The sequence below is a fragment of the Citricoccus sp. genome (assembly GCF_032154715.1).
Lineage (GTDB): Bacteria > Actinomycetota > Actinomycetes > Actinomycetales > Micrococcaceae > Citricoccus.
In genome coordinates this window covers 1-26,401 of record NZ_JALDXU010000029.1, presented here as the reverse complement: position 1 = coordinate 26,401, position 26,401 = coordinate 1, and the positions used below count along the sequence as shown (strand labels likewise).

At 69.3% G+C, this 26,401-nt stretch carries 22 protein-coding genes; 13 read left to right on the top strand and 9 right to left on the bottom strand.

Annotated elements, in window-relative coordinates; translation table 11 throughout:
* The first annotated feature begins 5 nt into the window (after nucleotides 1-5).
* From RUH65_RS07055 to RUH65_RS07045, 3 genes are read left to right on the top strand one after another with little or no spacing between them, the layout of a single operon-like run.
* Nucleotides 6-1,124, top strand: a complete 1,119-nt coding sequence (locus RUH65_RS07055) for a PrpF domain-containing protein (RefSeq protein WP_313816610.1) — start codon at nucleotides 6-8, stop codon at nucleotides 1,122-1,124.
* The gene (locus RUH65_RS07050) at nucleotides 1,121-2,221 is read left to right on the top strand and encodes a hypothetical protein (RefSeq protein ID WP_313816609.1); all 1,101 of its coding nucleotides are present in this window, start codon (nucleotides 1,121-1,123) and stop codon (nucleotides 2,219-2,221) included. Before RUH65_RS07055 ends, RUH65_RS07050 begins: the two co-directional genes overlap by 4 nt.
* Nucleotides 2,222-2,236: 15 nt before the next feature.
* Nucleotides 2,237-4,207 carry a tripartite tricarboxylate transporter permease gene (locus RUH65_RS07045; protein WP_313816608.1) on the top strand — a complete coding sequence of 657 codons (1,971 nt, stop codon included), beginning with the start codon at nucleotides 2,237-2,239 and terminating at the stop codon, nucleotides 4,205-4,207.
* 10 nt (nucleotides 4,208-4,217) lie between these two features.
* On the opposite strand, the gene RUH65_RS07040 is transcribed toward RUH65_RS07045, so the two are convergent.
* The 6 genes from RUH65_RS07040 to RUH65_RS07015 form a co-directional block, all read right to left on the bottom strand.
* Nucleotides 4,218-6,707 (bottom strand): heavy metal translocating P-type ATPase, encoded by a 2,490-nt coding sequence (locus tag RUH65_RS07040; protein WP_313816607.1) that lies wholly within the window; start codon nucleotides 6,705-6,707, stop codon nucleotides 4,218-4,220.
* 156 nt (nucleotides 6,708-6,863) lie between these two features.
* The gene (locus tag RUH65_RS07035) at nucleotides 6,864-7,100 is read right to left on the bottom strand and encodes a heavy-metal-associated domain-containing protein (protein WP_313816605.1); all 237 of its coding nucleotides are present in this window, start codon (nucleotides 7,098-7,100) and stop codon (nucleotides 6,864-6,866) included.
* A gap of 52 nt (nucleotides 7,101-7,152) precedes the next feature.
* Nucleotides 7,153-7,506, bottom strand: a complete 354-nt coding sequence (locus tag RUH65_RS07030) for a metal-sensitive transcriptional regulator (protein ID WP_313816604.1) — start codon at nucleotides 7,504-7,506, stop codon at nucleotides 7,153-7,155.
* Nucleotides 7,507-7,584: 78 nt separating this feature from the next.
* Nucleotides 7,585-8,511: a cation diffusion facilitator family transporter gene (locus RUH65_RS07025; protein ID WP_313816603.1), complete on the bottom strand. Its 927-nt coding sequence runs from the start codon at nucleotides 8,509-8,511 to the stop codon at nucleotides 7,585-7,587.
* A gap of 47 nt (nucleotides 8,512-8,558) precedes the next feature.
* Nucleotides 8,559-9,320 (bottom strand): three-helix bundle dimerization domain-containing protein, encoded by a 762-nt coding sequence (locus RUH65_RS07020; protein ID WP_313816602.1) that lies wholly within the window; start codon nucleotides 9,318-9,320, stop codon nucleotides 8,559-8,561.
* Nucleotides 9,321-9,345: 25 nt separating this feature from the next.
* Nucleotides 9,346-9,738 carry a three-helix bundle dimerization domain-containing protein gene (locus RUH65_RS07015; protein ID WP_313816601.1) on the bottom strand — a complete coding sequence of 131 codons (393 nt, stop codon included), beginning with the start codon at nucleotides 9,736-9,738 and terminating at the stop codon, nucleotides 9,346-9,348.
* 314 nt (nucleotides 9,739-10,052) lie between these two features.
* Here RUH65_RS07015 and RUH65_RS07010 point away from each other — a divergent pair, with 314 nt between their 5' ends.
* From RUH65_RS07010 to rlmN, 5 genes are all read left to right on the top strand, one after another.
* Nucleotides 10,053-11,303, top strand: coding sequence for a hypothetical protein (locus RUH65_RS07010; RefSeq protein ID WP_313816600.1), 1,251 nt, complete (start codon nucleotides 10,053-10,055; stop codon nucleotides 11,301-11,303).
* A gap of 35 nt (nucleotides 11,304-11,338) precedes the next feature.
* Nucleotides 11,339-12,172 carry an oxygenase MpaB family protein gene (locus RUH65_RS07005; protein WP_313816599.1) on the top strand — a complete coding sequence of 278 codons (834 nt, stop codon included), beginning with the start codon at nucleotides 11,339-11,341 and terminating at the stop codon, nucleotides 12,170-12,172.
* A 102-nt stretch (nucleotides 12,173-12,274) separates the two neighbouring features.
* Nucleotides 12,275-13,492, top strand: a complete 1,218-nt coding sequence (locus RUH65_RS07000) for an MFS transporter (RefSeq protein ID WP_313816598.1) — start codon at nucleotides 12,275-12,277, stop codon at nucleotides 13,490-13,492.
* 163 nt (nucleotides 13,493-13,655) lie between these two features.
* On the top strand, nucleotides 13,656-15,479 hold the full coding sequence (locus RUH65_RS06995; protein ID WP_313816597.1) for a hypothetical protein: 1,824 nt from the start codon (nucleotides 13,656-13,658) through the stop codon (nucleotides 15,477-15,479).
* Between the two features lie 322 nt (nucleotides 15,480-15,801).
* Entirely contained in the window at nucleotides 15,802-17,091 is a 1,290-nt protein-coding gene (gene rlmN / locus RUH65_RS06990; protein WP_313816617.1) for a 23S rRNA (adenine(2503)-C(2))-methyltransferase RlmN, read from the top strand.
* Between the two features lie 166 nt (nucleotides 17,092-17,257).
* Here the strand turns inward: rlmN and aroQ are convergent, their stop codons facing one another.
* Together aroQ and RUH65_RS06980 are read right to left on the bottom strand one after the other, a co-directional pair.
* Nucleotides 17,258-17,698: a type II 3-dehydroquinate dehydratase gene (gene aroQ, locus RUH65_RS06985; protein ID WP_313816595.1), complete on the bottom strand. Its 441-nt coding sequence runs from the start codon at nucleotides 17,696-17,698 to the stop codon at nucleotides 17,258-17,260.
* Nucleotides 17,699-17,708: 10 nt separating this feature from the next.
* Entirely contained in the window at nucleotides 17,709-19,118 is a 1,410-nt protein-coding gene (locus RUH65_RS06980) for an MFS transporter (RefSeq protein WP_313816594.1), read from the bottom strand.
* A 270-nt stretch (nucleotides 19,119-19,388) separates the two neighbouring features.
* Between RUH65_RS06980 and RUH65_RS06975 the strand changes: the two genes are divergently transcribed.
* From RUH65_RS06975 to RUH65_RS06955, 5 genes are all read left to right on the top strand, one after another.
* Nucleotides 19,389-20,156: a helix-turn-helix domain-containing protein gene (locus RUH65_RS06975; protein WP_313816593.1), complete on the top strand. Its 768-nt coding sequence runs from the start codon at nucleotides 19,389-19,391 to the stop codon at nucleotides 20,154-20,156.
* 206 nt (nucleotides 20,157-20,362) lie between these two features.
* On the top strand, nucleotides 20,363-21,211 hold the full coding sequence (locus RUH65_RS06970) for a TIM barrel protein (RefSeq protein WP_313816592.1): 849 nt from the start codon (nucleotides 20,363-20,365) through the stop codon (nucleotides 21,209-21,211).
* A 54-nt stretch (nucleotides 21,212-21,265) separates the two neighbouring features.
* Complete coding sequence (locus RUH65_RS06965; protein ID WP_313816591.1) at nucleotides 21,266-23,065, top strand: FAD-dependent oxidoreductase; 1,800 nt, start codon at nucleotides 21,266-21,268, stop codon at nucleotides 23,063-23,065.
* A gap of 53 nt (nucleotides 23,066-23,118) precedes the next feature.
* Complete coding sequence (locus RUH65_RS06960; RefSeq protein WP_313816590.1) at nucleotides 23,119-24,006, top strand: shikimate dehydrogenase; 888 nt, start codon at nucleotides 23,119-23,121, stop codon at nucleotides 24,004-24,006.
* A 22-nt stretch (nucleotides 24,007-24,028) separates the two neighbouring features.
* Nucleotides 24,029-25,993 carry a TIM barrel protein gene (locus tag RUH65_RS06955; protein ID WP_313816589.1) on the top strand — a complete coding sequence of 655 codons (1,965 nt, stop codon included), beginning with the start codon at nucleotides 24,029-24,031 and terminating at the stop codon, nucleotides 25,991-25,993.
* A gap of 54 nt (nucleotides 25,994-26,047) precedes the next feature.
* On the opposite strand, the gene RUH65_RS06950 is transcribed toward RUH65_RS06955, so the two are convergent.
* Nucleotides 26,048-26,401 (bottom strand): DJ-1/PfpI family protein (locus RUH65_RS06950; RefSeq protein ID WP_313816587.1); only part of this gene is annotated, 354 nt, incomplete at its 5' end.

Sequence of the window (26,401 nt, the reverse complement as noted above, 5' to 3'; positions counted from 1 at the left end):
AGTCGATGATGATCAATGCACACTGGATGCGCGGAGGCACAAGCAAGTGCTGGGTCTTCGAGGCCTCAGCTGTGGAGGCCACGGGATTCACTGCCGATGCCCTCCTGCCTCGGATTTTCGGCAGCCCCGATCCCCGGCAGCTAGACGGCGTCGGTGGTGCGACATCGACGACGAGCAAGGCCTTGGTTGTGAAGCGTGAGGATGGTTCGGTTTCGGATGTGAGCTTCACCTTTGCTCAAGTTGGTATTGAGGAGGCCAAGGTGGACTGGGGCAGCAATTGCGGAAATTGCTCGGCCGCCGTCGGGTTGTACGCCATCGAGCAGGGCTGGGTTCCGATGGGTGACGATGTCACCGAGGTGCGCACCTTCAACACGAATACCGGCCAGACGATCATCCAGACGATCTCCACGCCCCAGGGGCGGTTGCCCGATGACCCGCAAATGCGGATCCCCGGGGCCGTCTTCGCGGGCCATGGCGTGAGTCTGGGGTTCCTATCTCCAGAAGGGCGGACCACCGGTGCTCTGCTGCCTTCGGGTGGGCCTCGAACAGAGATCACCTACGGTGAGGGGAGGGCCGCGGTGGTCAGCATGGTGGACGCCGGCGCCCCGGTTGTCCTGATCGATGCCGTGAGCTTCGGTCTGGACGTCGGAGATTACGACTCCTGGGTTGCGGAGGCCACGTCTCGGCTCGGTGAGCTGGAGGAGATCCGCCGTGCCGCGGCGGTGTCAATGGGCCTGGCCGATTCCCCCGCGAAGGCCGAACGGGCCGTTCCGAAAGTGGGCCTGGTGAGTGCGTCGCCCGACGATGAGGCCGATCTTCAGGTCCTCATGATGTCGATGGGCAAGCCCCATCCGGCGATGCCCATCACGGGCAGCGTCGGCGTCACCGTCGCGGCGCTGACCGTCGGGACGGTGGTGGAGGAGGCGATCAACACCGCGGTGTCGCGCGAACTCAGGATCCGGATCCCCGTCGGTATCCTCGTCACCCTCACTGAACAGAGTCTCCTGGGCCGGACCGTCGGGGTGCAGAGGACGGCCCGGACCCTGGCCGAGGCCCGGCTGTCATTGTCGGATCGTCAATTTGTACAGGCTCTCGACACGGAGAGTCAGGAGGTCATGCTGTGAACGGGAAGATCTCACGCAGGACTCTGCTCGGCACAGGCTCCTTCGCCGCTCTGATGGGGGTGGTCGGGTGTGCACCAGTGCAGACGAAGTACAAGCCATCAGGCCAGGGCATCGTGGATGTGGTGGTGCCCTATGGAACGGGTGGAGGCACTGATACCTGGGCCCGCTTCATCACACCCTATTTCGCGGACCTCCAATCCGGCGTCGACCGGTACCAGGTCGAGAACGTGCCGGGCGGGGAATCGATCACCGGCACCAATGCCTTCATCCGCGCCGGCGTCACCAACGGCCAGCAGACTCTCGTGGCTTCGGCGACCACCTACTTTCAGAGCATGCTGGGCCAGAGCACGGTCGAGTTCGACTTCGCCCGCATGGAGCCCCTGGCCCTGAACGGGACCGGTGCGGTGCTATGGACGAGCACGGAGAGTGGCATCACCTCCGTCGAGGATCTGATCGGCAGCTCCCATCAGTACCGATACGGGGGGATGTCCGCCTCCGGCCTGGATCTAGTCCCCTTGTTGGCCCTTGAGGCGATGGGCGCGAACATCCGCGGTGTCTTCGGCATGGAGGGACGCGGACCCACCCGGTTGGCAGTGCAACGGGGCGAGGCCGACCTGGACTTCCAGACCACGTCCTCTTACCTGTCCCAAGTCCAGCCGATGGTCGATTCCGGAGATGCGGTCCCCCTGTTCGCCGTCGGCAGCCTGCAGGACGGCGAGGTCGTCCGTGACACCAATCTTCCGGACATCCCCACCTTCGCCGAGGTGTTCGCGGGGCTGGGCAGCCACACCGAACAGCAGCAGCTGGCCTACAACGCCTTCCAGGCGTTCGTGGTCCCCGGCTTCTTCTACCAGAAGGGGCTGTGGGCCAACGCAGGCACGGACGCCGCCGTGGTCGAGGACTATGGCCGAATGGTCGCCGCACTTAACGAGGACGCATCGTTCATCGAGGAGACGAAGGATGCCCTGGGTGGATACGAGCTCGTCTCCGGCGCGGACGCACGAGGCGATTTCCGCAGGGCGCTGCAATTGGACGAGGAAGTCTTGGCCTTCACCAAACACCTCCTCGAAGACAAGTACGACGCCGTACTGGACTGATCTGAGGGTACTGACATGCTAGAAGCAGCAACAGAGGCCTTGGCGGCCTTCACGGATCCGGCCATGCTCCTCTTCTTGGGCATCGGCGTGGTTGTGGGAATCATCATCGGAGTCATACCCGGCCTGGGCGGAACGGGTGCGGTGGCCGTACTCATGCCGTTCGTGTTCATTCTCGAACCGAATCAAGCCATTGCCATGATCATCGGGGCGGTGGCGGTGGTCCACACTTCCGACGTGATCACCTCTGTGGTCCTGGGTATCCCCGGTTCGGCAGCGGCCTCCGTGTTCCTTCTGGACGGACACGAGATGGCGAAGAAGGGCCAGGGTGGACGTGCCCTGTCGGCCAGCTTCATCTCGTCCATGATCGGCGGGCTCATCGGCATTGTCGTCCTGACCTTGATCGTGCCGATCGCAGCGCCCATCGTGACCGCCTTCGGGTCCCCCGAGATCTTCGCCCTGATCGTCATGGGCGTGTTCCTCACGGCTCTGTTGTCCAAGGGCAACGTCATCAAGGGTCTGCTGATCTCCGCCTTCGGTCTGGCCTTGGGGCTCATCGGCGTATCCCCCGTTTCCGCGGAATACCGGTACACCTTCGGCTCCGAGTTCCTGACCGACGGAATCGGCCTCGTCGCCGCCGCGCTGGGCATCTTCGGTCTAGCGGAGATCATCGACCTCGTCGCCAAGAAGAGTGCGGTGTCCACGGAGAATCGCATCGCGCTGGGCGGAGGGTGGCGGCAGGGTGCCAAGGACGTGGTGTCCCACAAGTCCGATGTGCTTCGGGGCTCTGCGGTCGGCGTAGGCGTCGGCATGCTTCCGGGCGTGGGGTCCACGGCCGGATCCTGGCTGGCCTACGGGCAGGCCCAGGCCTTCGCCAGCCGGCGAGCGGGTTCCAGATTCGGCCAGGGTGACCCCCGCGGCGTGATCGCCCCGTCCGCGGCAAGCAACGGTATCGAATCCGGTGCGCTGATCCCCACGTTGCTCTTCGGTGTCCCCGGTGCCGCGCCCTTCGCACTGCTCTTGGGCGTACTGCTGATCTTCGGGGTCCAGCCCGGTCCGTCACTCATCACCAACGATCTGGATTTGGTGTACCTGATCGTCTGGGCCTTCGCGATTGCGAGCGTGATCGGCGCAGCTCTGGCCTTCTTCCTGGCCCGTCCCCTGGCGCGATTGAGCTTCGTCTCTTTCCCCGTCCTGGCCGCAGCGCTCATCCCGATCCTCTTCATGAGCGGGTTTCAGGAACCGTTGAACTTGAACGTCTTCTACCTGATGTTGCTGCTCGGAATCATCGGCTGGATCTGTAAGGTCACCAACATCCCGCGGGCCCCGTTCCTCATCGCCTTCGTCCTCGCCGAACCGTTGGAGCGGTACTACTTCCTGACGGTGAACGCCTTCACGGCCGGTGAATGGATGACGCGTCCTTTCGTCCTCGTCATCATGGTGATCTTGCTGGGAGCAGTGGCGGTACCCCTGTTCCGTCGGATGAAGAAGCGGACCAAGGCCGCTGAGGCGTCAGTACAGCTTTCGGAGAAGTCGGATATGCCTGTCCCCCCGTTCGTCGAGATGGCGGTCTCCGTGCTCGCGCTGGTGTTCTTCATCGCGGCCGTCTTGCTGTCCGGGGAATTCTCGGAAAACGGGCGACTGTTTCCCCTGGCCGTCGGAGCGGTGGGCATCCTGCTGGCCCTGCTCAGCCTGGGGCGCGATGTCGTGCGGGTACGGGAACACGGTGGTCTTGGTCGGTTCGATGATGCCTGGAAGAACCGGCTCAGGATCGTAGGCTGGTCCATCGCATGGATCCTGACCTACATCTGGCTCGTCTTCATTTTGGGCATGCTGGCGGGGTCGGGCGTCTTCGCCGCCGTCTTCCTGCTGGTGGTGGCGAGGATGAGGGTGATCCCCACGGCGGTGTACACGATCTGCATCGTGGGTGCGATGTACGTGCTGGCTGAGTTCGCACAGTTGGTGCCGCCCGCGGGGTACCTGTTCTAGCGCGGGTCGGTCAGCGTCCGAACCGCGTCAACCGCAGGGAGTTCGCGACCACCAGGACGGAGCTGGCGGCCATGGCTGCGCCGGCGAGCATCGGGATGAGGAGGCCGAGGGCGGCCACCGGGATGCCGAGCGTGTTGTAGGCGAAAGCCCAGAACAGGTTCGACTTGATGATGCCCAGCGTCTTGCGGCTGAGCTGCACCGACTGGACCACCTGGCCCAACGAGGAGCCCATCACCGTGATGTCGGCGGCCTCGCGGGCCACGTCCGTGCCGGATCCCATGGCGATCCCGAGGTCGGCCTGGGCCAGGGCGGGGGCATCGTTCACGCCGTCGCCCACCATGGCCACCACTCGGCCGGCCTCCTGCAGCTCGGTCACCTTGGCCACCTTGTCCTCGGGGCGCACCCCGGCGAACACGTCCCCCGCGGAGATCCCGACGGCGGCCGCCACCTGAGCGGCGACCTGCGCGTTGTCCCCGGTCAGCAGGATGGGGCGCAGTCCGAGCCGGACGAACTCGGCGATCGCCGGAGCCGACGACTCCTTGATGGTGTCCTGCAGGGAGATGATCCCGGCGATCTGGCCGTCCACGGACACCCAGATCGCGGTGGCGCCGGCCGCCTCGGCGTCGGCGAGCTGCCGTTCCTCGGCGGTGGTCAGGGCACCGGAGTCCACCTGGGTGGAGATGTAGCTGGGCCGCCCGGCCGCCACCGTATGAGTCCAGGGGGCAGCCGGGCCAGGTGCACCCAGCGCTTGAGTCGTCAGTTGGTGTTGAGATTGACGCCCTATCGCCACGGCAACTGCCGAGTCAGCCTCGCCGGGACCGGCACCGGGGCCGGGTGCGGTGTGCTGGACCAGGCCTTGGACGCCGCCGCCGGCCGCCGAGGTGAAGCGGTCCACGTCGGGGAGGGTGGTGCCGGAGGAGGCCGCGGCGTCACGGGCTGCCGTGGTGATCGCGGCGGCGATGGGGTGCTCGGAGTGCGACTCCACCGCCCCGGCCAGGCGGAGGACCTGATCTGCGTCGTGGCCGTTGAGGGGCGTGATGGAGGTGACGGCGAGGTCGCCGGCCGTCACGGTGCCGGTCTTGTCCAGCACGATCGTGTCCACGGTGCGGGTGTCCTCGAGGACCTCCGGACCGCGGATGAGGATGCCCAGCTGTGAGGCGCGGCCGGTGCCGGCCAGCAGGCCGACGGGAGTGGCCAGTCCCAGCGCGCAGGGGCAGGCGATGACCAGAACCGCGACGGCGGCGCGGAAGGCCGCATGCAGGTCACCTGAGAAGAAGAGCCAGAGGGCGAAGGTGATTACGGCGATCATCAGTACGATCGGCACGAAGATCGCGGAGATGCGGTCCGCCAGCCGGGCGATCGGGGCCTTGCCCGTCTGGGCGTCGGAGACGAGCCGGCCCATCTGGGCCAGCGTGGTGTCCGAGCCGGTCCGGGTGGCTCGGACCAGCAGCCGTCCGGAGGTGTTGACGGTGGCACCGGTGACGGTGTCCTCCGGGCCGACCTCCTCGGGGACCGACTCGCCGGTGATCAGCGAGGTGTCCACGGCGGAGTGACCGGAGACCACGTAGCCGTCCGTGGCGACCTTCTCACCCGGACGCACGACGAATTCGTCGCCGGGCACCAGCTGGGCCGCAGGAACGGTGACCTCCACGCCGTCGCGCAGCACCGTGGCGGTCTTGGCCCCGAGGTCCAGCAATGACTTCAGTGCATGACCGGCCCGCTTCTTGGCGCGCGCTTCCAGCCAGCGGCCGAGGAGCAGGAAGGTGGTGACCACGCCGGCGGTCTCGAAGTACAGCTGGTGATTGGCCATCGAGGCCATGCCTCCGCCGCCCATGGCGGCACCCGCGTGGGCGGTCATGGCCGGGTCCAGGAGGAGTTCGGCCGTGGAGAACCCCCAGGCGGCGAGCACGCCGATCGAGACGAGGGTGTCCATGGTGGAGGAACCGTGGCGGGCGGCCTTGAAGGCGGCGGTGTGGAAGGGCCAGGCCGACCAGAAGGTCACCGGGGTGGCTAGGGCCAAGGCCACCCAGCCCCAGTGGGGGAACTGCAGGGCCGTGACCATGGAGATCAAGAACAGTGGAAGAGTGAGGGCGGCCGCGCCGATGAGCCGAGGTCTGATGACGTCGGCCGAGGGGCCGTGTTTCAGGTGGTCCTCGTGTCCGGCATGGCCGCCGCCGCCCGGTTCCCCGCTGTGGCCGGGCGCAGGGTGGCCGGACCCCGTGACGGCGGCGGCGGGGTGCTCCTGTGACGCGCGGCGGATCGAGGCGGAGTAGCCGGCCCGGTCCACTGCGGCGATGATCTCCTCGTCGGTGACGGAGGTCGGGACCGTGACGGCAGCGGCCTCCAGGGGCAGGTTGACCGTGGCGGTGACGCCCTCAAGTTTGCCGAGTTTGCGCTCCACCCGGCCGACGCACGAGGCACACGTCATGCCGGTGATCTCCAGATCCACCCGGCGAGTGCCGCTGTCTTCGGCGGTTGCGCTCTTCACTGTGTCGCTCATGGCAAACTGTCCTGTCTATCTCATGTCCACTGCGGGTCGTCGCTGACCCTTGCCGGCCGCTGCTCGCTGCTGCAGTCCCGCCGAGCGGGCGCTCGCCGGTTCTGGTCCGGCCGGTGCCCCTGCCGGACCAACCGAATCGGGTCCCATCAAGCCGGATCAGGCCAGATCGAGTCCGGGGATGGCCACGGCGTAGCCGGCCTCTTCGACGGCGGCCTGCAGGTCCTCGGGGGCCGGGGCGCGTCCCTCGGTGGCGACGGTGGCAAGGGAGGTTCCTCCGGCCACGAGGGTGACGTCCACGCCGGTGACGCCCGGCAGTTCCTGGAGTTCCTCGGTGACGCTCGCGACGCAGTGGTTGCAGGTCATGCCGTTGATCTTGATGTCGGTGGTGGTCATGGTGATCCTCCGTGGGGTGGTCGTGTGGTGCAGGACGGTCGCGGCGAGCCGGTCAGCGCATGAGCCGGGCGATGGCGGCGGTGGCTTCGGCGACCTTGGCCTGCACTGCCTCGTCATTGCCGGTGTCCCGGGATTCGCGCGCGGCATCGGCCACGCAGTGGCCCATGTGGTCCTCGAGCAGGCCGAGGCTGACGGCGTGCAGGGCTTTCGTGGCGGCGGCGACCTGGGTCAGGATGTCGATGCAGTACTTGTCCTCGTCCACCATCTTGGAGATGCCGCGCACCTGCCCCTCAATGCGGCGCAGTCGCTTGAGGTAGGCGTCCTTGCTGGGGCTGTACCCGTGGTGCGCCCCGTCTGCGACGTCCAGGCCGGCGGCGCCATGAGGGTCCGTGATGTCTGTGCTCATGACGCCAAGGTATACCCCTCTGGGGTATTGCGTCAACTACCCCCTGGGGGTATGTACTGCCGACGGACCCGGCACGGGTCAGGAGTGCAGGTGCCCTTCCTGCTTCCGGTGGCCGGGCGGCTCCAGCTGAAAGGTGCTGTGGTCCACGGGCAGCGCGAAGTGCTCGGCCACGCACTCCTGCAGTGAGCCCAGGATCTCCATGCTGTGGCCGTCCGCGAAGCAGCCGTGCTCCACCACCACATGGGCCGTGAGCACGGGTGTCCCGGTGTCGATCCGGGACACGTGCAGGTCATGGACCTCGAGCACGTGGGGCTGCCCGAGCAGGTGGGTTCGGATCTCGGCGAGGTCCAGTTCCCGCGGAACCGACTCGAGCAGGACGCTGCCGGCCTCCCGGAGGATCACGAACGCGCGCGGGAGGATGAGTGCGGCGATGACCATCCCGGCCACGGCGTCCGCGCGGGCCCATCCGGTGGTCGCGACGACCACGGCGCTGATGATGACGGCGACCGAGCCGAGGGCGTCATTGACGACCTCCAGGAAGGCCGCCCGCAGGTTCAGCGACCCGTCTCGTCCTCCGGCCAGGACAGCCAGTGCCACCAGGTTGCCGGCCAGGCCGATGATGCCGAAGACCAGCAGCCCATCAGCGTCGATGTCGGCCGGTTCGGCCAGGCGCCGGAGGCCCTCGATGAGCGCATAGACCCCGACGGCGAGCAGCACCGTGGCCTGGGCGCCGGCGGCCAGCACCTCGGTGCGGAGTAGTCCCCAGGTCCGGCGGTCGGTGGGCGGACGCAGCATCAGGTTGGCCGCGATGAGCGCGACCAGCAGGCCGCCGGCGTCGGTGAGCATGTGGCCGGCGTCCACGAGCAGGGCCAGGCTCCCGGTCAGCCAGGCGCCGATCACCTCGGCGATGAGGATGCTGGCGGTGATGCCGAAGGCGATCGCGAGTCGGCTCCGCGATGATCCGGCACCGTGCTGGTGGCCGGGCCCGTGCGTCGAGTCAGTCATGCGGTGATGATAGGCCGCCGGGCCCGCACGAGGGTGGGGCGGGGATGTCAGGCGCTCATCTGCAGGGGAGGAAGATCTCGACGATCGTACTCAGCCCCGGTGGCGGTGTCCGGGCCGACCTCACGCATCAGATCCAGCACCCGCGCCTCGAGGTCGTCCCGCATGGCCCGAATGTCCTCAAGGGGCCGTCCCACGAAGGTGGGGATGTCCCACTCGCGGTAGTCCTTCCCGGGCAACTGCTCCACCTGGTCGCCGCAGGACAGGGTGATCACGAATTGGGCGGCGGCGTGGACGTCCCCGGACAGTGGCTTCGGGTAGGCCTGGTCCAAGGGAATGCCGATCTCGGCCATGATGGCCACGGCATCCTCATAGAGGTGGCCCACTGGCGCCAGGCCGGCGGAGCGGGCCGTCACCCGCCCCTCAGAGTGCTTGAGCATCAAGGAGGCGGCCATCTGGGACCGGCCGGCATTGGCGTCGTCAATGAACAGCACGCGGGGCAGGGGCGACTCGATGATCCCCTGGGCGATCCCGAGGGAACGCAACTGGCTGTCCGCGAAGTGGCCGGCCAGCAGGGGCAGGAAGGTCTTCACGGTGGCGCGGCGGTCCATCTCCCGGTAGGACTCCTCCAGGATCCGGTCGACCGTGGCGCGGTCGGCCACCTGGGCATAGCGCTCGTGCAGGTGGGACGCCGTTCGTTCCAGGACGTGGCGGTCCAGCTCCGGGACGGATCCGGCTGCCTCGGCAACATCGGTGGCATCGGAACCCTGATGGTCCAGAGCCGTGTCCGAGGGGTCCTGGTGCGTGGTCATGGCTGCTCCTGACGGACGTGGGGAATCAGGCCGCCGCTGTCATCCCGTCGAGGGTCTCGGCCTCGGCAGTGCCGGCCGCGGCGGTGCGGGCGGCGATCTCGCGCAGGTGGCTCTCGGCCTGGTTCAGGGCGAGGGTGGGCAGGTAGGTCTTCAGCCGCGCCGTGCGGTTCAGCTCGCGGTAGGAGGCGTGGACGGTGCGGCGGATGAGGTCGCCGTCCAGGACCTGGGCGAACGTCGCCTGCAGGTCAGTGACGCCACGGGACAGCACGTGGGCGTGGACGATCTGATTGGCCCCGGTGGGCAATGCGCCGTCCATGCCGTTGCCGGCGGCGGGGGCCATCGCGTGGCGGCCAGCCGCCCGGGCAGCGCGGGTCTCGGCCTTGGTGGCCGGGTTCTCGGTCATGACATCGGTGGTCATGGGCACCTCCTTCTGTGGTCCCGCCAACCCCTCGTCGGCGGGTCCGCCGCCTTCGCAAAGTGAACAAAAGGTGAACGGAGTATGAATCAGCATAGTCGAGTCGGCATCACAACGGTAGAAGGCCGTTCCGTGAGTCCGTCCATGACGTGGTGGGCATTGGGCCCGGGTGAGCACCGCGTGCCACCATCGACATCGTGACGGACTTCAGCTCAACCCCAGCAACCGCCACCGGTCGGCCGTCGGTGACCAGGGCCCCGGAGGGTCGTCCCCGCCCGCTCGAAGGGCTCCTATCGGTCGGCCGGCTCACCAGCCCGGTGGCCCGTGAGTCCCTGGCGATCTGGGTGGCCATCGCCGCCGGAGCGGGGGGAGCCGCCGTCGGGCTGCTGGTGTTCTTCGGGCGCCGCGCGCCCCTGTCCGGCGACTGGTCGGTGGGGACCGCCGCGGCGATCCTGACCGCCGTGGCCGCCGGACTCGCCTGCCTGGTGGGACTGGCGCGCTCCACCCGCACCACCCACCAGTGGATGACGCAGCGGCACTGGGGCTGGCTGGTGGCGGACGCCGTGGGGCTCGTGGTGGTCCACGCGGCGATTGCGGTGATGGCCTGCCTGGCCTTGTTCCGCCTGTTCCAGGAGGCCTTCACGGGCTTGACCGTAGACGGCATCGCGTCCACGGTGTTGCTGACGCTCACCGGCACTGTGGCCGGATATCTCGGGTTCAACTCCTCGGCGCGGATCTCCACCCGTTCCCTGTCCACCCTGCTGGCGCTGTTCATGGCCTCCGGGATGATCGTCTCGATGCTCCTGGCGGAGAACCCGTTCTGGTGGCACGCCTTCTTCTCCGAGCTCGGCACCGGGCAGGCCGGGATCCTGTCCTTCTGGACCTTCAACACCACCCTCACGGTCTCCGGGCTGGTGCTGACCACCCTGTCCTCCTTCATCACCCAGGACCTGTTCACGTGGGCGCGCGCCCGGGCTCGAAGGGGAATCCGCAAGGCGAGGATCGGCGTGCTGCGCTGGTCCCTGTTCATCATCGGGTTGTGCATGATGGGCGCCGGGGTGGTCCCGATCAACTTCTCCGACCCCGTCCACTCCACGTTCATCCGCATCCTCGGCGTGGTGTTCATGGTGCTGCTGGCCAGCATCCAGATCTGGCTCCCCGGATTCCCGCCGGCCGTCTACGTGGGCACCTACCTCATGCTCGGCCTGGGCATCATCGCGACCCTGCTGTGGTTCCCGTTGCGCTACTACAACCTGACCGGCTTCGAACTGGCCATGGGCGGAGTGATCTATGCCTGGCTCGTGGTGTTCATCCGCAACCTCGACGCCGTGCTGACCGAGGCCGGCATGGGTGACCGGGCCCGGGACGCGGCCGTTCAGGAGGCGGTACAGGCTGTGGAAGTGGTTCAGGAGACTGACGAGACTGCGCCGTCAGTGCCGGAGCGTCCCGCCACCGCTGCCGTCCCGGTCTCCACGGCACCCTTCACGACGCCGGCCCGGCAGCAGGACGGCCGGCCCGCCTACCGCGGGTGGACGATTGGCCCAGGCGGGCCCGGAGGCCCGCAATGACCAATGGGTGGCCGAGGCGGGCCCGGAGGCCCGCGGTGAGTGCACCGGCGAGCACGGAGGATCTGGCCCGGGAGGCCGTGGTGCTGGCTGGCGCCGGGGCGGCGATCCTGCTGCAGGTCTCCCATCCGTCCGTGGGTGCCGGGGTGGCACGGCACTCCGACTTCGCCGCTGACCCGCTCAAGCGTCTGCGCCACACCCTGCAATTCGTCTATGCCGCCGTGCTCCCGGAGGCGGGTGCGGCCCGGGAGTGGGTCGCGGGCCGGGTGGGGGCAGCGCATGGTCCGGTCCACGGCACGGATGCGGCGGGTCGGGCCTACTCCGCCGCTGATCCGCAGGCCCAGCTCTGGGTCACGGCCACCCTCTACTGGGCGGCCGAGCAGACGCGGTGGCGGATCTGGGGTGAATGGTCGGCCGCGGCCGCGGGAAGCACTGGAGACACTGCCGGCCCTGCCGACCCGGTCGCGGCCGACGCCGTGGCCGAGGCCGTCTATCGCGACTACGCCGTCCTGGGGACCCTGCTGGGCATGCCCGCGGACCTCTGGCCCGAGGATCGGGCGGCCTTCGCGCGGTACTGGGACGCCGCCGTCGGAAACCTGGAGGTGACGGATGACGCCCGGGCGATCTGCCGGGACCTGTTCACCGCTGAGGCGGCGCCGGGGTGGCTCCGGCGGCTGATGCCGTTGGTGCGGTTCGTCTCGGCCGGCATGCTGCCCGGGCGGATCCGTCAGCAGCTCGGCCTCGACTGGGACGGTGTGGACTCCCGCCGCGATGATGCCCTGTGGTGCGTGCTCCGGGCGGTGTACCCGCGGCTTCCCCTGCGCCTGCGTCGACTGCCGGCACGGCTGGTGGTGCGCACCCTCCGGGTCTGAAGCAGTGGACGGCCGCGGCTGCCCCGAGGGTGCGGATGGTCCAGACGGCGCCGGATCGCGACGCTGCGCCGCGAGCGGGCACCGCGCTGGCACAATGCTGGAATGATCACTTCACCGGCGTCCGGGCCGTCGAACCGCCCCTCGGCGGTCTCGTGGATCTACCTGGCACTCTGCGTGGTCTTCGTGTCCCTCAACCTGCGGACCCTGTTCTCGAGCTTCTCGGCCATTCTCCCGGAGATCGTCGCCGCCACCGGCCTGCCGGCGTGGGGCGCCACCCTGCTGACGACCGTTCCGGCCACTCTGCTCGGCGTCTTCGCGCCGCTCGCACCGGTCCTGGCCCGCCGCTTCGGCACCTGGAAGGTGCTGGCAGGTGCGCTGGTGCTGCTGACGCTCGGCCTGGTGCTGCGCTCGGTCCCCGTGCCCGACGGCGGCGCCATGCTCACCCTGCTGGCCGGCACCGTGGTCTCCGGGGCGGCGATCGCCCTGGCCAACGTGGTGCTGCCCAGCATCGTCAAACAGGACTTCGCCGAGCATCAGGGCCTGATGAGCGGGCTGTACACCACCGCGATCTGTGGTTCCGCGGCCTTCGGTGCCGGGCTGACCTTCCCCTTCTACCAGGCGGTGGGGGGCTGGAACCTGGCCCTGGGCATCTGGGCCGTGCCCGTGGCGGTGGCCGCGGCACTGCTCATCCCCGTGATCCTGCGGCACCGCTCCTCCGCCCGGGTCTCCACCTCGACCACGGGGCGCAGCCCGTTGACCTCACCGATCGCGTGGCACATCACCGCCCTGATGGTCTGCCAGGCCATGACCTCCTTCACCTGCTTCGCCTGGCTCGCTCCGATCCTGCGGGAACGCGGGATCGACGGCGGCCTGGCCGGGGGGATCGTGGCCTTCTCCATCGTCCTGCAGATGGCCGGCTCGCTCCTGGCCCCGGTCTGGGCGGCGCGGTTGCGCTCGCAGTCGTGGTTGAACGTGGCTGCCGCCGTACTCACGGGCGGCGGGTTCATCCTGGCCATCCACGGGCCGTTGTCCGGGATCTGGTGGTGGACCGGCATCCTCGGCGTGGGTCAGGGTGCGCTGACCGCGTTGGCCTTGACCATGATCACGCTGCGCAGCACCACGCCCCATATGGCGATCCGGGTCTCCGGCATGATGCAGGGCCTGGGTTATGGGCTGGGCTCGGCCGGAACGTTCATCACCGGCCAGATCTTCGCCACCACGGGGTCCTTCGGGCCAGCGGCGTGGCTGTTCGCCGCCTCCGGGCTCGGTGCCGCGGCTTTCGGGTGGCTGGCGGGCCGGGACCGGACGATCGTGGGCTGACCGGGGCCGGGCCCGCGTTGCGCGCCCGGGTCCGTGGGTCATGGTCGTTACCCTGGTAGCGACCCACAGGCGATTCCGGCCTGCGGTGCCTGAGCAGGGGTTGGCCTGCGGAGTTCCCGGACCCGTGTTGATACGGGTGCCGGGTGAAGGGAAGCCACACGACGTGACCGTTCTTCTGAATATCGTTCCGCGCGGCAAGGTGGGAAAGGCCGGCCTCCAGGGCGTCTGCGCCGCCGCCGTCGAGTCCTACACGCCCTTCCTGGGCCCACGCTACGGACAGGAACCCGTGGTCCACCGGGGCCTGTCCGCCGGCGCGGTGCTGATCGAATGGCCGGCCACGGCGGCACGCCACACCCGCCGCAAGGTCACCCGGTGGGCCTCCGCAACGTTCCCCGGTGTCGGCGATGAGTTGCTGCGCTCGTCCGGGTTCTTCGGCCACCCGATGGAGATGCGCACGCCCGTGGGCGGCAGCTATGTGGCGCTCGCCGGGAACCGGCAGGAGATCTTCGCCTGGAACACGGTTCCGGCCCTCGAAGCCGTCCACTATGGCGAGGACGCCGACTACGTCTACGTCTCCAACCGCCCCCTGGCCATCGCCCTCGCCATGGCCCGCGGCGACGTCGACGCGGTCGAGACCAGCGACGACTACCTGGCAGAGGCGCTCAACTTCGGCTTCTCGATGTCCGGCCAGACCCCGTTCGCCGGGGTGCGGACCATCCCCACGCGGAGTGCGGTGAGGATCTCCGGCGGGCGTTTGGAGGTGGTGGACGGGCCCGCGCGGCCGCCCGCCACCATCGTCCCGACCGAGGACCCGTTCCAGCCGGGGGTGGCCGAGCTCGAGGCGGCATTGAACAGCTCGACCGATCGGCTCCTGGCCGCACTGCCCGAGAAGACCATCCAGTTGCGGCTGAGCGGCGGCAAGGACAGCCGCCTGCTGCTGGGGCTCTTGCGCAACCGGGGCGTCAAGGATCTCCATGCGGTCACCCAGGGCAGCGAGAGCAGCGAGGAGGTGATGGTGGCCGCGCAGCTGGCCGAGATGACCGGCATCCGGCACTCCGTGGTGCGCCCGGCCATGAGCGTTCCCGGCAGCGTCATCGACTCCTTCACCCAGTCCCTGCGCGACGGCCAGGGATTCTTCCTGTCCGAAGCTCTCGGCGCCCCCTACGCCTTCGCGGACCCCTTCGTGATCGGGGAGGGCTATGCCTCCGGGCAGTGGCCCACGTTCAAGGGGCTCTATCAGCGCAAGAAGAGCATCGTCCAGGCGGATCTGGACCACGAGTGGGCGGCGCACAACGCCCAGATCCTGACACCGGAACTCAATGAGAGCACGGCGCAGACGCTGCGGGACTGGGCGGAGTCCATGCCCGGCAGCACCCCGGCGGAGATCCTCTACGCCTATGGCCGGGATGTCCGCGCGAGCCGGTACATGCAGGCCAGCACCGTGGTGGTGGACGCGTATTCCCAGGTGTTCTTCCCCTTCGCGGACTCCGAGGTCACGGCCGTCTCCGATGCCCTGACGCCCTACCTGCGCTTCTCCCACATCGCCATGTTCCTGGTGATGCGCCGGGTGTGGAACGAGTCGCTGGCGGTCCCCTTCGCCCGGGGCGGCCGGTTCCGGTTCGAGCGGGACGGGCCCTCCGAGAAGCTCAGTGGGCCGGACTTCGACCAGCGCACGGCCACCCCCGAGCCCCGGCCGGTCACCGTGCTGGGGGCTGACCGGATGGCGGAGGTCCCGGACCGGTCGCTCGTCGAGGAGCCCCTGACGGCCAGTTCCCGCTTCCTGCTGGAGTGCGCCGCCTGGCCGCGCCTGGAGCAGATCCTGAACCCCAGCTTCGTGGCCCTGATCCGCAGGCTGGCCGCCATGGAGACGGAACACGAGGCGCTGATGACCTTGCGGACGGCGAAGGGCAGGGTCCATACCCGGGTCAACCTCGCGCGCGCCATCCTGGCCGACCGGTGGCTGTCCCGGGAGTGGCTGCGTCCCTAGAATCTCCCCGGAGTCTCCCGTCCACCGATTGGACACTCGTGGGAGAATGGCGGGGATGGCTGAGACTTCTCGTCCCCGCGGAGGGGACCACGGTAGGGACCGCACGGACCGGACCCCGGCGCGCCGGACGGCGCAGCAGGGCCGGCGCACGGCGGCGCCCGCCGCCGACCCGGCGGACGCCCACCTGGAGCACGCCCGGGACGGCAAGCTCAAGCTGAACCGCCCGAAGCGCGGCCTGATCGACGAGACCGAGGCACAGCAGATCGCCGAGGACCGCGCCCGGCTGCAACAGCAGGGGATCGGCGGGCCGCTGGACGGGCGGATGCTCTCCAACCCCGCCGCGGACGGGGACCGACCGCAGATCCGGCCCCAGGCCGAAGGTTGGAAGCAGCAGACCACCGACGACGGCCGGCCGCTGCTGCAGTTCAAGCAGCCCCGCGTCGCGCAGCCCAAGACCCACCTGGCGGACCTGACCCTCGCCGAGCGCCAGGCCAAGGTGGCCGAGCTCGGATTGCCGGCGTTCCGCGCCAAGCAGCTCTCCACTCACTACTTCACCCACTTCACCTCGGACCCGGACCGGATGACGGACCTGCCGAAAGACGCCCGGGAGAAGCTCGTGGCGGAGATGATGCCGCCGCTGCTGACCGAGGTCCGCCGGCTCACCACGGACAACGGGGACACCATCAAGTTCCTGTGGCGCCTGTTCGACGGGGCCCTCGTGGAGTCGGTGCTCATGCGCTATTCGGGGCGGGTGACCCTGTGCGTGTCCAGCCAGGCCGGCTGCGGCATGAACTGCCCCTTCTGTGCCACGGGCCAGAACGGGCTGACCCGGAACATGTCCACGGCCGAGATCGTGGAGCAGGTGGTCCGCGCCAATGAGGTCATCGCCGAGGGGGCACTGGGCGGGCTGCGCACGGACGGCGGCCACAATGCCGAGCGCGTCACCAACATCGTGTTCATGGGCATGGGCGAGCCGCTGGCCAACTACAAGCGGGTCATCGCCTCCGTGCGCCGCATGGTGGACCCGGCCCCCGAGGGGCTGGGCATGTCCGCCCGGCACATCACCGTCTCCACGGTGGGCCTGGTGCCGGCCATCAACAGGCTGGCCGAGGAGGGCATCCCGGTCACCTTCGCCCTGTCCTTGCACGCCCCGGACGACGAGCTGCGGGATGAACTCATCCCTGTGAACTCGCGGTGGAAGGCGGACGAGGCGATCGACGCGGCGTACAACTACTTCGTCCAGACCGGCCGGCGCGTGTCCATCGAGTACGCGCTGATCAAGGACATGAACGACCACGCCTGGCGCGCCGACCTGCTGGCGAAGAAGCTCAACGCGCGCGGCCGTGGCTGGGTGCACGTGAACCCGATCCCGCTGAATCCGACGCCGGGCTCGATCTGGACCTCGTCCGAACCGGACGTCACGGACGAGTTCATCAACCGGCTCGAGGCCGCCGGCATCCCCACCACGCTGCGGGACACCCGCGGTAAGGAGATCGACGGCGCCTGCGGCCAGCTGGCCGCCGAAGGGGACGAGGAGACGGACGGAGCCGTGACCGAGGCCGACGGCCGCACCGGCTCAAAGGCCTCCGCCACGATCGACATCCGCGGCTAGCACCTGATGCAACTGGCGGTCGAAAACGCCCCGTGACAAGCCGTTTTGTCGGCGTGTCGCGGGGCGTTTTCGACCTGCAGATTCTCCGGCGGGGCGACGCCGGACGGAAGCGTCCGCTGGACGCCGACCGGCCGGCGTCGGGCCCGAGGTGTTCTGCTCTGCGGCCTCAGGCGCGGATCAGCCGCGCCAGGTGCTGCACGGCCAACTGGTAGCCGTGCACCCCGGCTCCGGCGATGACCGCGTTGGCCACCTTGGAGACGTAGGAGTGGTGCCGGAACTCCTCGCGCTGGTGGATGTTGGTGACGTGCACCTCCACCAGGGGCAGCCCGGCGGCCAGCAGGGCGTCCATGATGGCGATGGAGGTGGTGGTGTAGCCCGCGGGGTTCAGGATGATCCCGCTCGCCTCCGTCCGGGCTTCCTGGATCCAGTCCACGAGGGTGCCCTCGTGATTGGACTGGCGGAAGTCCACCGTCAGGTCCTGCTCGGTGGCGGCCTGCTCGCAGAGGACCTGCACATCGGCCAGGGTGGTAGTGCCGTACTTGTCCGGCTCGCGTTGGCCCAACAGATTCAGGTTGGGGCCGTTCAGCACGAAGAGGGGCTTGGTCATGGTCACGACCCTATCGCCCGGAACGAGGATGGGAGCCGTGGTGCAGCCCGGCCTCGATCTCCGCGTCGGACACCGGGTTGCCGAGCTCCCGCAGTGGCGTCTTGTAGGTCTCCCGGGTGGTCAGGGCCACGAGGGTCGCGAGGATGGTGGCTCCGGTGACCAGCCAGGCGGCCGGGCCCCAGTTCGCGTAGTTGTCCCCCACCAGGGCGGTGGCGATCATCGGGGTGAAACCGGAGACCAGGATGCCCACCTGGAGGCCCACGGCGACGCCGGAGTAGCGCACCTTGACGTTGAACAGCTCGGAGAACCAGGCCGGGTAGACCGCGTTGGACATGGCATAGGTGACGCCCAGGATGATGGTGGAGGTGACGAAGATCAGCGCGATGTTCGCGCTGGCGATCGCGTTGAAGTACACCCAGATCATCACGGCGGTGGTGGCCGTGCCGGCGATGAAGGTCGGCTTGCGGCCGATCTTGTCCGAGAGGTAGGCGGCCGCCGGAGTGGTGAAGATGGCCACGATGTTGCCGACGATGGTCACCCACAGCATGGTGGAGGAGTCGATGCCCACGGACGTGGCGTAGGAGAGGCCGAAGGCCTGCATCAGCGTGTTGGTCACGACCTGCAGGGACAGGATGGAGATCTGCACGAACTGCACCGGGTGGGTTTTGAGCATGACCAGGAAGGGAGCCTTCTCCTGCTCGCCGGCGTCCTTGGTCTCCTGGAAGTCCTCGGGTTCGGCGAGCTGCCGGCGCACGAACCAGGCGACGGCGAGCACCAGGATGGACGCCAGGAACGGCAGGCGCCAGCCCCAGCTGAGGCGGTCGGCCTCGTCCATGGCGGTGACCGGCAGGAAGGCCAGGGAGGCCAGGACGATGCCGGCGGCGATGCCGGAGATGGAGAAGGACGGGAAGAACCCGCGCAGGCCGACGGGGGCCTCCTCGGTGCTCAGCGCGGACGCGCCGGCGATCTCGGCACCGGCGGACAGGCCCTGGGCCAGCCGCAGCACCACGAGCAGGATCGGGGCCCAGAGGCCGATCTGCTGGTAGGTGGGCAGCACGCCGATGAGGAAGGTCGCCCCGCCCATCAGCAGCAAGGTGGCGAGCAGGATGGACTTCCGGCCGATCCGGTCACCGAGGTGGCCGAAGACAAGGGCGCCGAACGGTCGGGCCACGTAGGCCACGCCCAGGGTGCCGAAGGAGGCCACCATGGTCAGGGCGTCACTGCCGGTCTCCGGGAAGAAGATATGCGGGAAGACCAGCGAGGCGGCCGTGGCATAGACGAAGAAGTCGTAGTACTCCAGGGCGCCGCCGAGGAAGGCGGACCAGCCGGCCCGCTTGGCCCGGGTCATCCGGTACTGCTGCTGTTCCGGGGTCAGGCTCTCCAGCGCGCCGCTGGTGTCCTGCTGGATGGTGGTGCTCATGTGTTCTCCCAGGGGGACGTGGTCGTGGCCGGCCTCGGGTCCGGAGGACGCCCCGAGCGCTCTGCTCGCAGGGCGGACGGATCACCGAAGGGGGGTCAGGTGGCCGGTGACACTCGTTGCTGTGAACGCGGTCACGATGCTTCAGAGAAGCCTTCCCCGTAGGCCCGGCCCCCGCCAAACCTCAGCCCATTGAATGGGCTACACTCGCCTCCGTACCTCTGGGCCGGGGTGGGCCCCGGTCCGGACCAACCTGACGAGAGGGTGTGCTTCGTGGCCAATTCGACCTCCGGTGAATCCGTGGTCTCCCGGGTGGCGCGCCTGCTGCAGTGCTTCGACGCCGACCACGGTGAGCTCTCGGCTGCCGAGCTGGCCGGCCGGGCCGGGCTGTCCACGTCGACCACCCACCGGCTGGCCTCGGCCATGGCGGAGGACGGGTTGCTCTTCCGCACGGGGCGTGGCCGATTCAGGATCGGCCTGGCCTTGTGGGAGGCGGGCCAGCGTGGCACCCGGTTCCAGGCCTTCTCCCAGTTGGCCCTGCCGTTCATGGAGGCCATCCACGTCACGTTGAAGCAGAACGTCAGCCTCTCGATCCTGGATGAGTCCACGGCCGAGATCGTCTACCTGGAGCGGCTCACCCATCGCGGGGCCCAGGAGGACCTGACGAAGGTGGCTTTGCGCCAGCCGGCCCTCTCCGTCTCGGCCGGGCTGGCCATGCTGGCCTTCTCGCCGGCGCCGGTGCAGGAGCGGATCCTGTCCATGCCCTGGGACCCCAGCGCGCTGCAGTCGGGTGTCACCGAGGGGCACATGAGACGCCGGCTCGCCCAGGCCAGGGTGGACGGGTATGTCCATCTGCCCGGGGTGCTGGTGGGGTCGCTGGCCGGTCTCGCGGCGCCGATCCTGGACGCGCACCGGCAGGTGCTGGGTGCGCTGGCCATCGTGCAGACCATGGCGGACGTCAACCTCAAGGTCCAGGTGCCCGTGCTGCTCTCGGCCACCCGCGGGCTCTCGGGGATGGTCGGGACCCTGCCGAGCGACTGAGGTGGCGGCGGTTCGACGCCCGTGGACCGTTCGTGCCCGTGCGTCCTGGGCGCGAGTCGCGATGCTGGTGACCCACCTCACCGCAAATCCTGTTCAATGGGATGCAAGGTGGCCCGAGTGGTGTGAAGCGGGTTACATGAGGGGCAACGCGGGTCGACTGCGTCTCCCGCACCATCCCTCGCCCTCCAGAAAGTGGGTCACCCCTGATGCCAGCAGCCAACGGACGCCTGATCGGACTGGCGCCCCTGTCACTGCTCTCGGTGGCGCCGCCGAACCTCGTGCTCCATGCGGCTGAGGCCGGCTTCGATTTCGTGGGCGTGCGCGTGCGCCCGGTGACCGCGGCGGAGAAGCCCTACGACCTGCAACCGGGGTCCCGGTTGCTGGCCGAGACGCTGGCGCGGATGGCCGAGACGGGGGTGGGTGTCAAGGACATCGAGTTCCTGCTACTGGACGGCACGGACCAGCGGGATGCCTGGCTGCGGATGTTCGAGGCCGGCCAGGCGCTCGGGGCCGAGTCGCTGACCGTGGCGTGCGGAGATCCTGACCTCTCCCGCGCCCGGGACACGCTGGCACAGATGGCGGAAGACGGACGCGCCTTCGGGATCAGTCCCGCGCTGGAGCCCATCAGCTACCAGACGGTCGCCTCGATACCGCTGGCGGACGAGTTCGCCGTGCACGCCGGCTGCGACATCCTGGTGGACACCCTGCATGTGGGCCGGTTCGGGGGGACGGCAGAGGAACTCTCCGCAGCCGCCTCCCGGGCACCGCTCGTGCAGCTCTGTGATGCCCCGGCCGAGCGGCCCGCCGACCGCGAGGGCCTCGTGGAGGAGTCCCGCTCCGCCCGACTGGTCCCCGGCGAGGGTGGCCTGGAGCTGGCCGGAGTCCTGGCCGCACTGGAATCCGGGCTGGCACAGACGCCGCGGGCCGGCACCCAGCTGCCCGTCTCGCTGGAGGTCCCGAACGACGCCGCCGTCGCGCGGCTGGGGGCACAGGGCTGGGCGGCTCACCTGAAGTCCGCCGCCCTCGTCCTCCTCGGCGAGCGCGCGATACGCTGACCGCTCCCGCGCCGACCGTCAGACATCCACCGCAAGAGAAGTGAGATCGCTACCATGCCCCAGACCGCAACCCCCTACCTCCTGTCCGAGGAAGAGGCCCTCACGCTGGATGTTCCGGTAGAGGACGTCGATGTCCTGGTCGCCGGTTCCGGCGCCGGGGGACTGGCCGCGGCCGTGACGGCGGCGTACCACGGCCTGTCCGTGCTGGTCGCCGAGAAGGCGCCGGTCTGCGGGGGCGCCACGAGTTGGTCCGGCGGCTGGGCGTGGACCCCCGGGACCGCACTGGCCCGGGCCGAGGGCGTGGACGAGGATCGCGAGCAGTTCCGCGACTACCTGCGGGCGGTGCTCGGTGAGCGCTACACCGAGGCCGCCGGGGAGAAGATCGACGCCTTCCTGGAGGCCGTGCCCCACATGGTCGGGTTCTTCCACGCCCACACCTTCATGCGCTTCGTCACTGGGGCCAAGATCAACGACATCTACGGAGAGCTCCCCGGCGCGGGCACCGGCAACCGCTCCGTGGGCCCGGCGCCCGTGCACGCCAAGGAGTTCGGGCCGGCGCTGCTGAAGAAGATGCGCCGCCAGTACTACCCCACCTCGTTCTTCGGCATGGGCATCATGGCCGGCCAGGACCTCTCCACCTTCCTCAAGGCCTCCAAGCTCAAGCCCGAGGGCTGGATCCACTCGGTCAAGCGCGTGGTCCCGCACCTGCTGGACATGGCCACCCGGGGCCGCTCCATGCACCTGGTCAACGGCACGGCCCTGACCGGCCGCCTGATGAAGTCCGCGGACGACCTCGGCGTGGACATCCAGGTCAATGCCCCGGTCCAGGTCCTCGTCCGGTCGGCGGAGGGCCGCATCACCGGCGCCATCGTCGGCTCTCCCGACGGCGGCCGGTACGTCCGCGCGCAGCGCGGCGTGGTGCTGGCGACCGGAGGATTCCCGCAGGACGTGGGCCGGCGTCGGGAGGTGTTCCCCCGGACGCCCACGGGCAACGAGCACTGGACACTGGCCCCCGAGGAGACCACCGGGGACGGCCTGGACCTGGCGCTGGCCGCCGGTGGCGTGTTCGACGCGGACATGAAGGCCCCAGCCGCCTGGTGCCCCGTGTCCCTGGTGCCGTACCCGGGCAACCGGCACGGGGTGTTCCCGCACATCATGGACCGGGCCAAGCCGGGATCCATCGGCGTGCGCCGGGACGGCCGGCGCTTCGTGAACGAGGCCAACGGCTACTACGACTATGTGGACGGGATGCTCGCAGCGACGCCGGAGGGCGAACCGGTGGAGTCCTGGCAGATCGCGGATTCCACTGCCATCCGCCGCTACTCACTGGGCTTCGCCAAACCGATCCCGATGCCGCTGACCCCGTACCTGAGGACCGGGTACCTCGTGAAGGGGGAGACGATCGAGGAGCTGGCCGAGAAGTGCGGGATCGACCCGGAGGGGCTGGCCCGGACGGTGGCCGAGTTCAACGCGAACGCCCGGCGCGGCGAGGACCCGGAGTTCTCCCGCGGCGCCACCGCGTTCAACCGGTACGGCGGGGACCCGGAGGTCGGACCCAACCCGACCCTGGCCCCGCTCGAGAAGGGGCCGTTCTACGCGGTCCACGTGCGCCCGGGCTCCTTCGGCACCTTCGCCGGGATCGCGGCGGACACCCACGCCCGGGTGGTGGACGCCGGCGGTGCGCCGATCCAGGGTCTGTACACGGCGGGGAACGATCATGCCTCGATCATGCGCGGCTTCTACCCTGCCGGCGGCATCAATCTGGGTCCGGCACTGACCTTCGGGTACCTGGCCGGCCGCGACCTGGCCGGCGCCACCGTGTACGAGGACGACGGGACGGTAGCCCCGGCCTGACGGGGCTACCGTTAAAGGCGGCCACCGGGAATGAACACGAGAATGGAGTACGCATGAGCACCGTCGGGGAATCGTATCTGGTCGGATTGATCGGGGACGGGATCACGACCTCGCTGAGCCCGCCCATGCATGAGAAGGAAGGCCGTGAGCACGGACTCCTCTACCTCTACCGTCCGGTGGACGTGGCGGCCCTGGGCTTCGAGGGCCGGTCGGCGCAGGACGAGGCCCCCCGGCTGCTGGAGTACGGACGGCGCCTGGGCTTCAACGCGTTCAACATCACCCACCCGTTCAAGCAGACCATCATGGAACACCTGGACGAGGTGGACGAGGACGCCCGCAACCTCGGTGCGGTGAACACCGTGGTGTTCGAGCAGGGCCGTTCCGTGGGCCACAACACCGACTACTCCGGCTACATCACGGGGCTGAAGAACACCCTGGCGGATCCCGACCTGGGTTCCGTGGTCCAGCTCGGCGCCGGCGGGGCCGGCTCGGCCGTGGCCTACGCACTCCTGCGCGCCGGGGCGGAGCGGCTCACCCTGATCGACCTCGACCTCGAGCGGGCCACGGCCCGCGCATCCGACCTGCAGGAGCAGTTCCCGGACCAGCAGGTCACGGCCCGTCCGCACGCCGAGTTGCGGGACGCCCTGGGCACCGCCACCGGTTTCGCACACTGCACGCCCGTGGGGATGCACACCCATCCCGGCATCCCGGTGGATGCCGCGTGGCTGCGCCCCGAGCTGTGGGTCTCGGATGTGGTGTACCTGCCGGTGGAGACCGAGCTGGTCGTGGCGGCCCGGATGGCCGGCTGCCAGGTGGTGGACGGCGGGACGATGGCCGTGGGCCAGGCCCTGGACGCGTTCGGCCTGATGACCGGGCTCCATGCCGATCCGGAACGGGTACGGGCCCACTTCCTCGAGCTCGTCGCCGCGAAGCAGCGCTGAGAACCGACGTAGGGTTAATGGCATGAGCCAGAGCGCCCCCGCCGTCCACGCCGTCAACGCAGAACCCCTCCGCATGTCCCGCACGTCGATCGCCACCGTGTGCCTGGCGGGCACGTTCGAGGAGAAGATGCGCGCGGCCGCGGAGGCCGGCTTCGACGGGATCGAGGTGTTCGAGCCGGACCTGGTGGCCTCGCCGCTGTCCCCGGAGCAGGTCCGGGACCTCGCCGCGGAGCTCGGGCTGACCCTGGACCTCTACCAGCCGTTCCGGGACCTGGAAGGCGTGGAGGAGAGCATCTTCCAGGACAACCTGCGCCGGCTCGAGGGCAAGTTCCAGCTCATGCAGCGCCTCGGCGTGGACCTGATCCTGCTGTGCTCCAACGTCGGCACCGCCACGAGCTGGGAGGACGAGGTCGCGGTGGACCAGCTCCGCCGCGCCGCCGACCTGGCCGCCCAGTACCAGATCCGCATCGCCTACGAGGCGCTGGCCTGGGGCCGGTTCGTGAACACCTACGAGCACGCCTGGTCGCTGGTGGAACAGGCCGACCGGCCCAACCTCGGCGTCTGCCTGGACTCGTTCCACATCCTCTCCCGCCGCGGCGACGTCCGTGGCTTCCAGGCGATCCCCGGGGAGAAGGTGTTCTTCGTCCAGATGGCGGATGCGCCGATCATGTTGATGGACGTGCTGTCCTGGTCCCGCCACCACCGCAACTTCCCCGGCGAGGGCGGCTTCGACCTGATCACCTTCATGCGGGAGCTCTACGCGACCGGATATGCCGGGCCGATCTCCCTGGAGGTCTTCTCCGACGTCTACCGCCAGACGGAGTCCGTGCGCACCGCCCGCGAGGCCATGCGCTCCCTGCAGTGGCTCGACGACGCCCAGGCGGGGGACGCACCCGCCCACCCCACCGGGTGGGACTTCGCCGAGGTCCGCGCCGCGGAACCCGCAGACCTGGCCGAGGTGCTGACGCAGCTCGGCTTCGCGGACCATGGACGCCACCGCACCAAGGACGTCCACCTCTTCTCGGCCGGACAGGCCCGCGTGGTCACCAACGACCGCACCGAGGCGCCGCTGGAGCACGCCGGCGGCTCCGTCATCGCCTCGATCGGTCTGCAGGTGCCGGAACCCCGCACCACCGCGGACCACGCCCGCACCCTGCACTACCCCAAAGCCTGGCGGGCCAACCGGGCGGACGAGATGGTGCTGCGCGGGGTGCAGGCCCCGGACGGCACCGAGGTCTTCCTGGCGCCCACCTCGGCCGCCGCACCCCAGTGGGTGGCCGAGTACGGCCGGAACGACGGCGGCCCGGCCACCGGCGCCGCGGCGCACGGTGACGCTGGGGCTGGGACGGGCACGGCCGGCGTCGTGGCCGGGGACGGGCTGATCCTCGGGATCGATCACGTCAATCTGGCCCAGCCCTGGCAGTGGTTCGAGGAGGGTGTGCTGTTCTACCGCTCGCTGTTCGGGCTCGAGGCACAGGTCAGCAATGACGTCGCCTCCCCGCAGGGCCTGGTGCGCTCCGAGGTGATGCGCACCCCGGACGGTGCCGTCCGCGTGCCGCTGAACCTCATCCCGCACGGCCTGGACCCGGGACGGTCCTCCCGTACCCGCACGGTGACAGGTCAGATCGACCACGACGAGCTCCGGCTGAAGGCCGCCTACCCGCAGCATGTGGCGTTTCTGGCCTCGGATGCCGTCGAGGTGGCACGCCGCTCCCGTGCCCGGGGACTGCGCATGCTGCCCGTCCCCTCGAACTACTACGAGGACCTGGCCGCGCGCTTCGCCCTGGACGAGGCCTTCCTCGCCGAGCTGCGGGAGAACGACGTGATGTACGACCGGGACGAGGGTGGGGAGTTCCTGCACTTCTACACCCGCACCGTGGGCACCGTGTTCTTCGAGGTGGTCGAGCGCCGGGACGGCTACGAGGGCTACGGTGCCGGCTCCGCACCGGTCCGGCTGGCCGCCCAGTACGACCTGGACCGCCAGTAACCGGTCCCCCACCCTCTGCGCCCCACCGCCAGATGGGCGCCGGGGCGGGGTGGGTCAGTGGACGGGCGTGCTCTCCGGAGCGGGCGCCGGGGAGTGGGCCACGGCGTCCGGCTCCTCATCGGCCGGGACGGACTTCACGAAGAAGGACCCGGCGAAGGCCACGAGCGCGATGACCGCGCCCCACACCATGGCGTTGTGGATGCCGGACATGGTGGCCTCGACCACATCAGCGCCGCCGGCGGTGCCGGCGATCGGAGTCACGCCGTTCAGCAGGCCGGCAGGCCCGTGGCAGACCGCGCCCACCACGCCACCGGCGTTGTAGACGCTGGCCACCAGGTTCTGCAAACCTTCGGTGTTCAGGAAGTCCCACATGGTTCCGTGGCCTCCCACGAGGTAGACGGCGTCGTA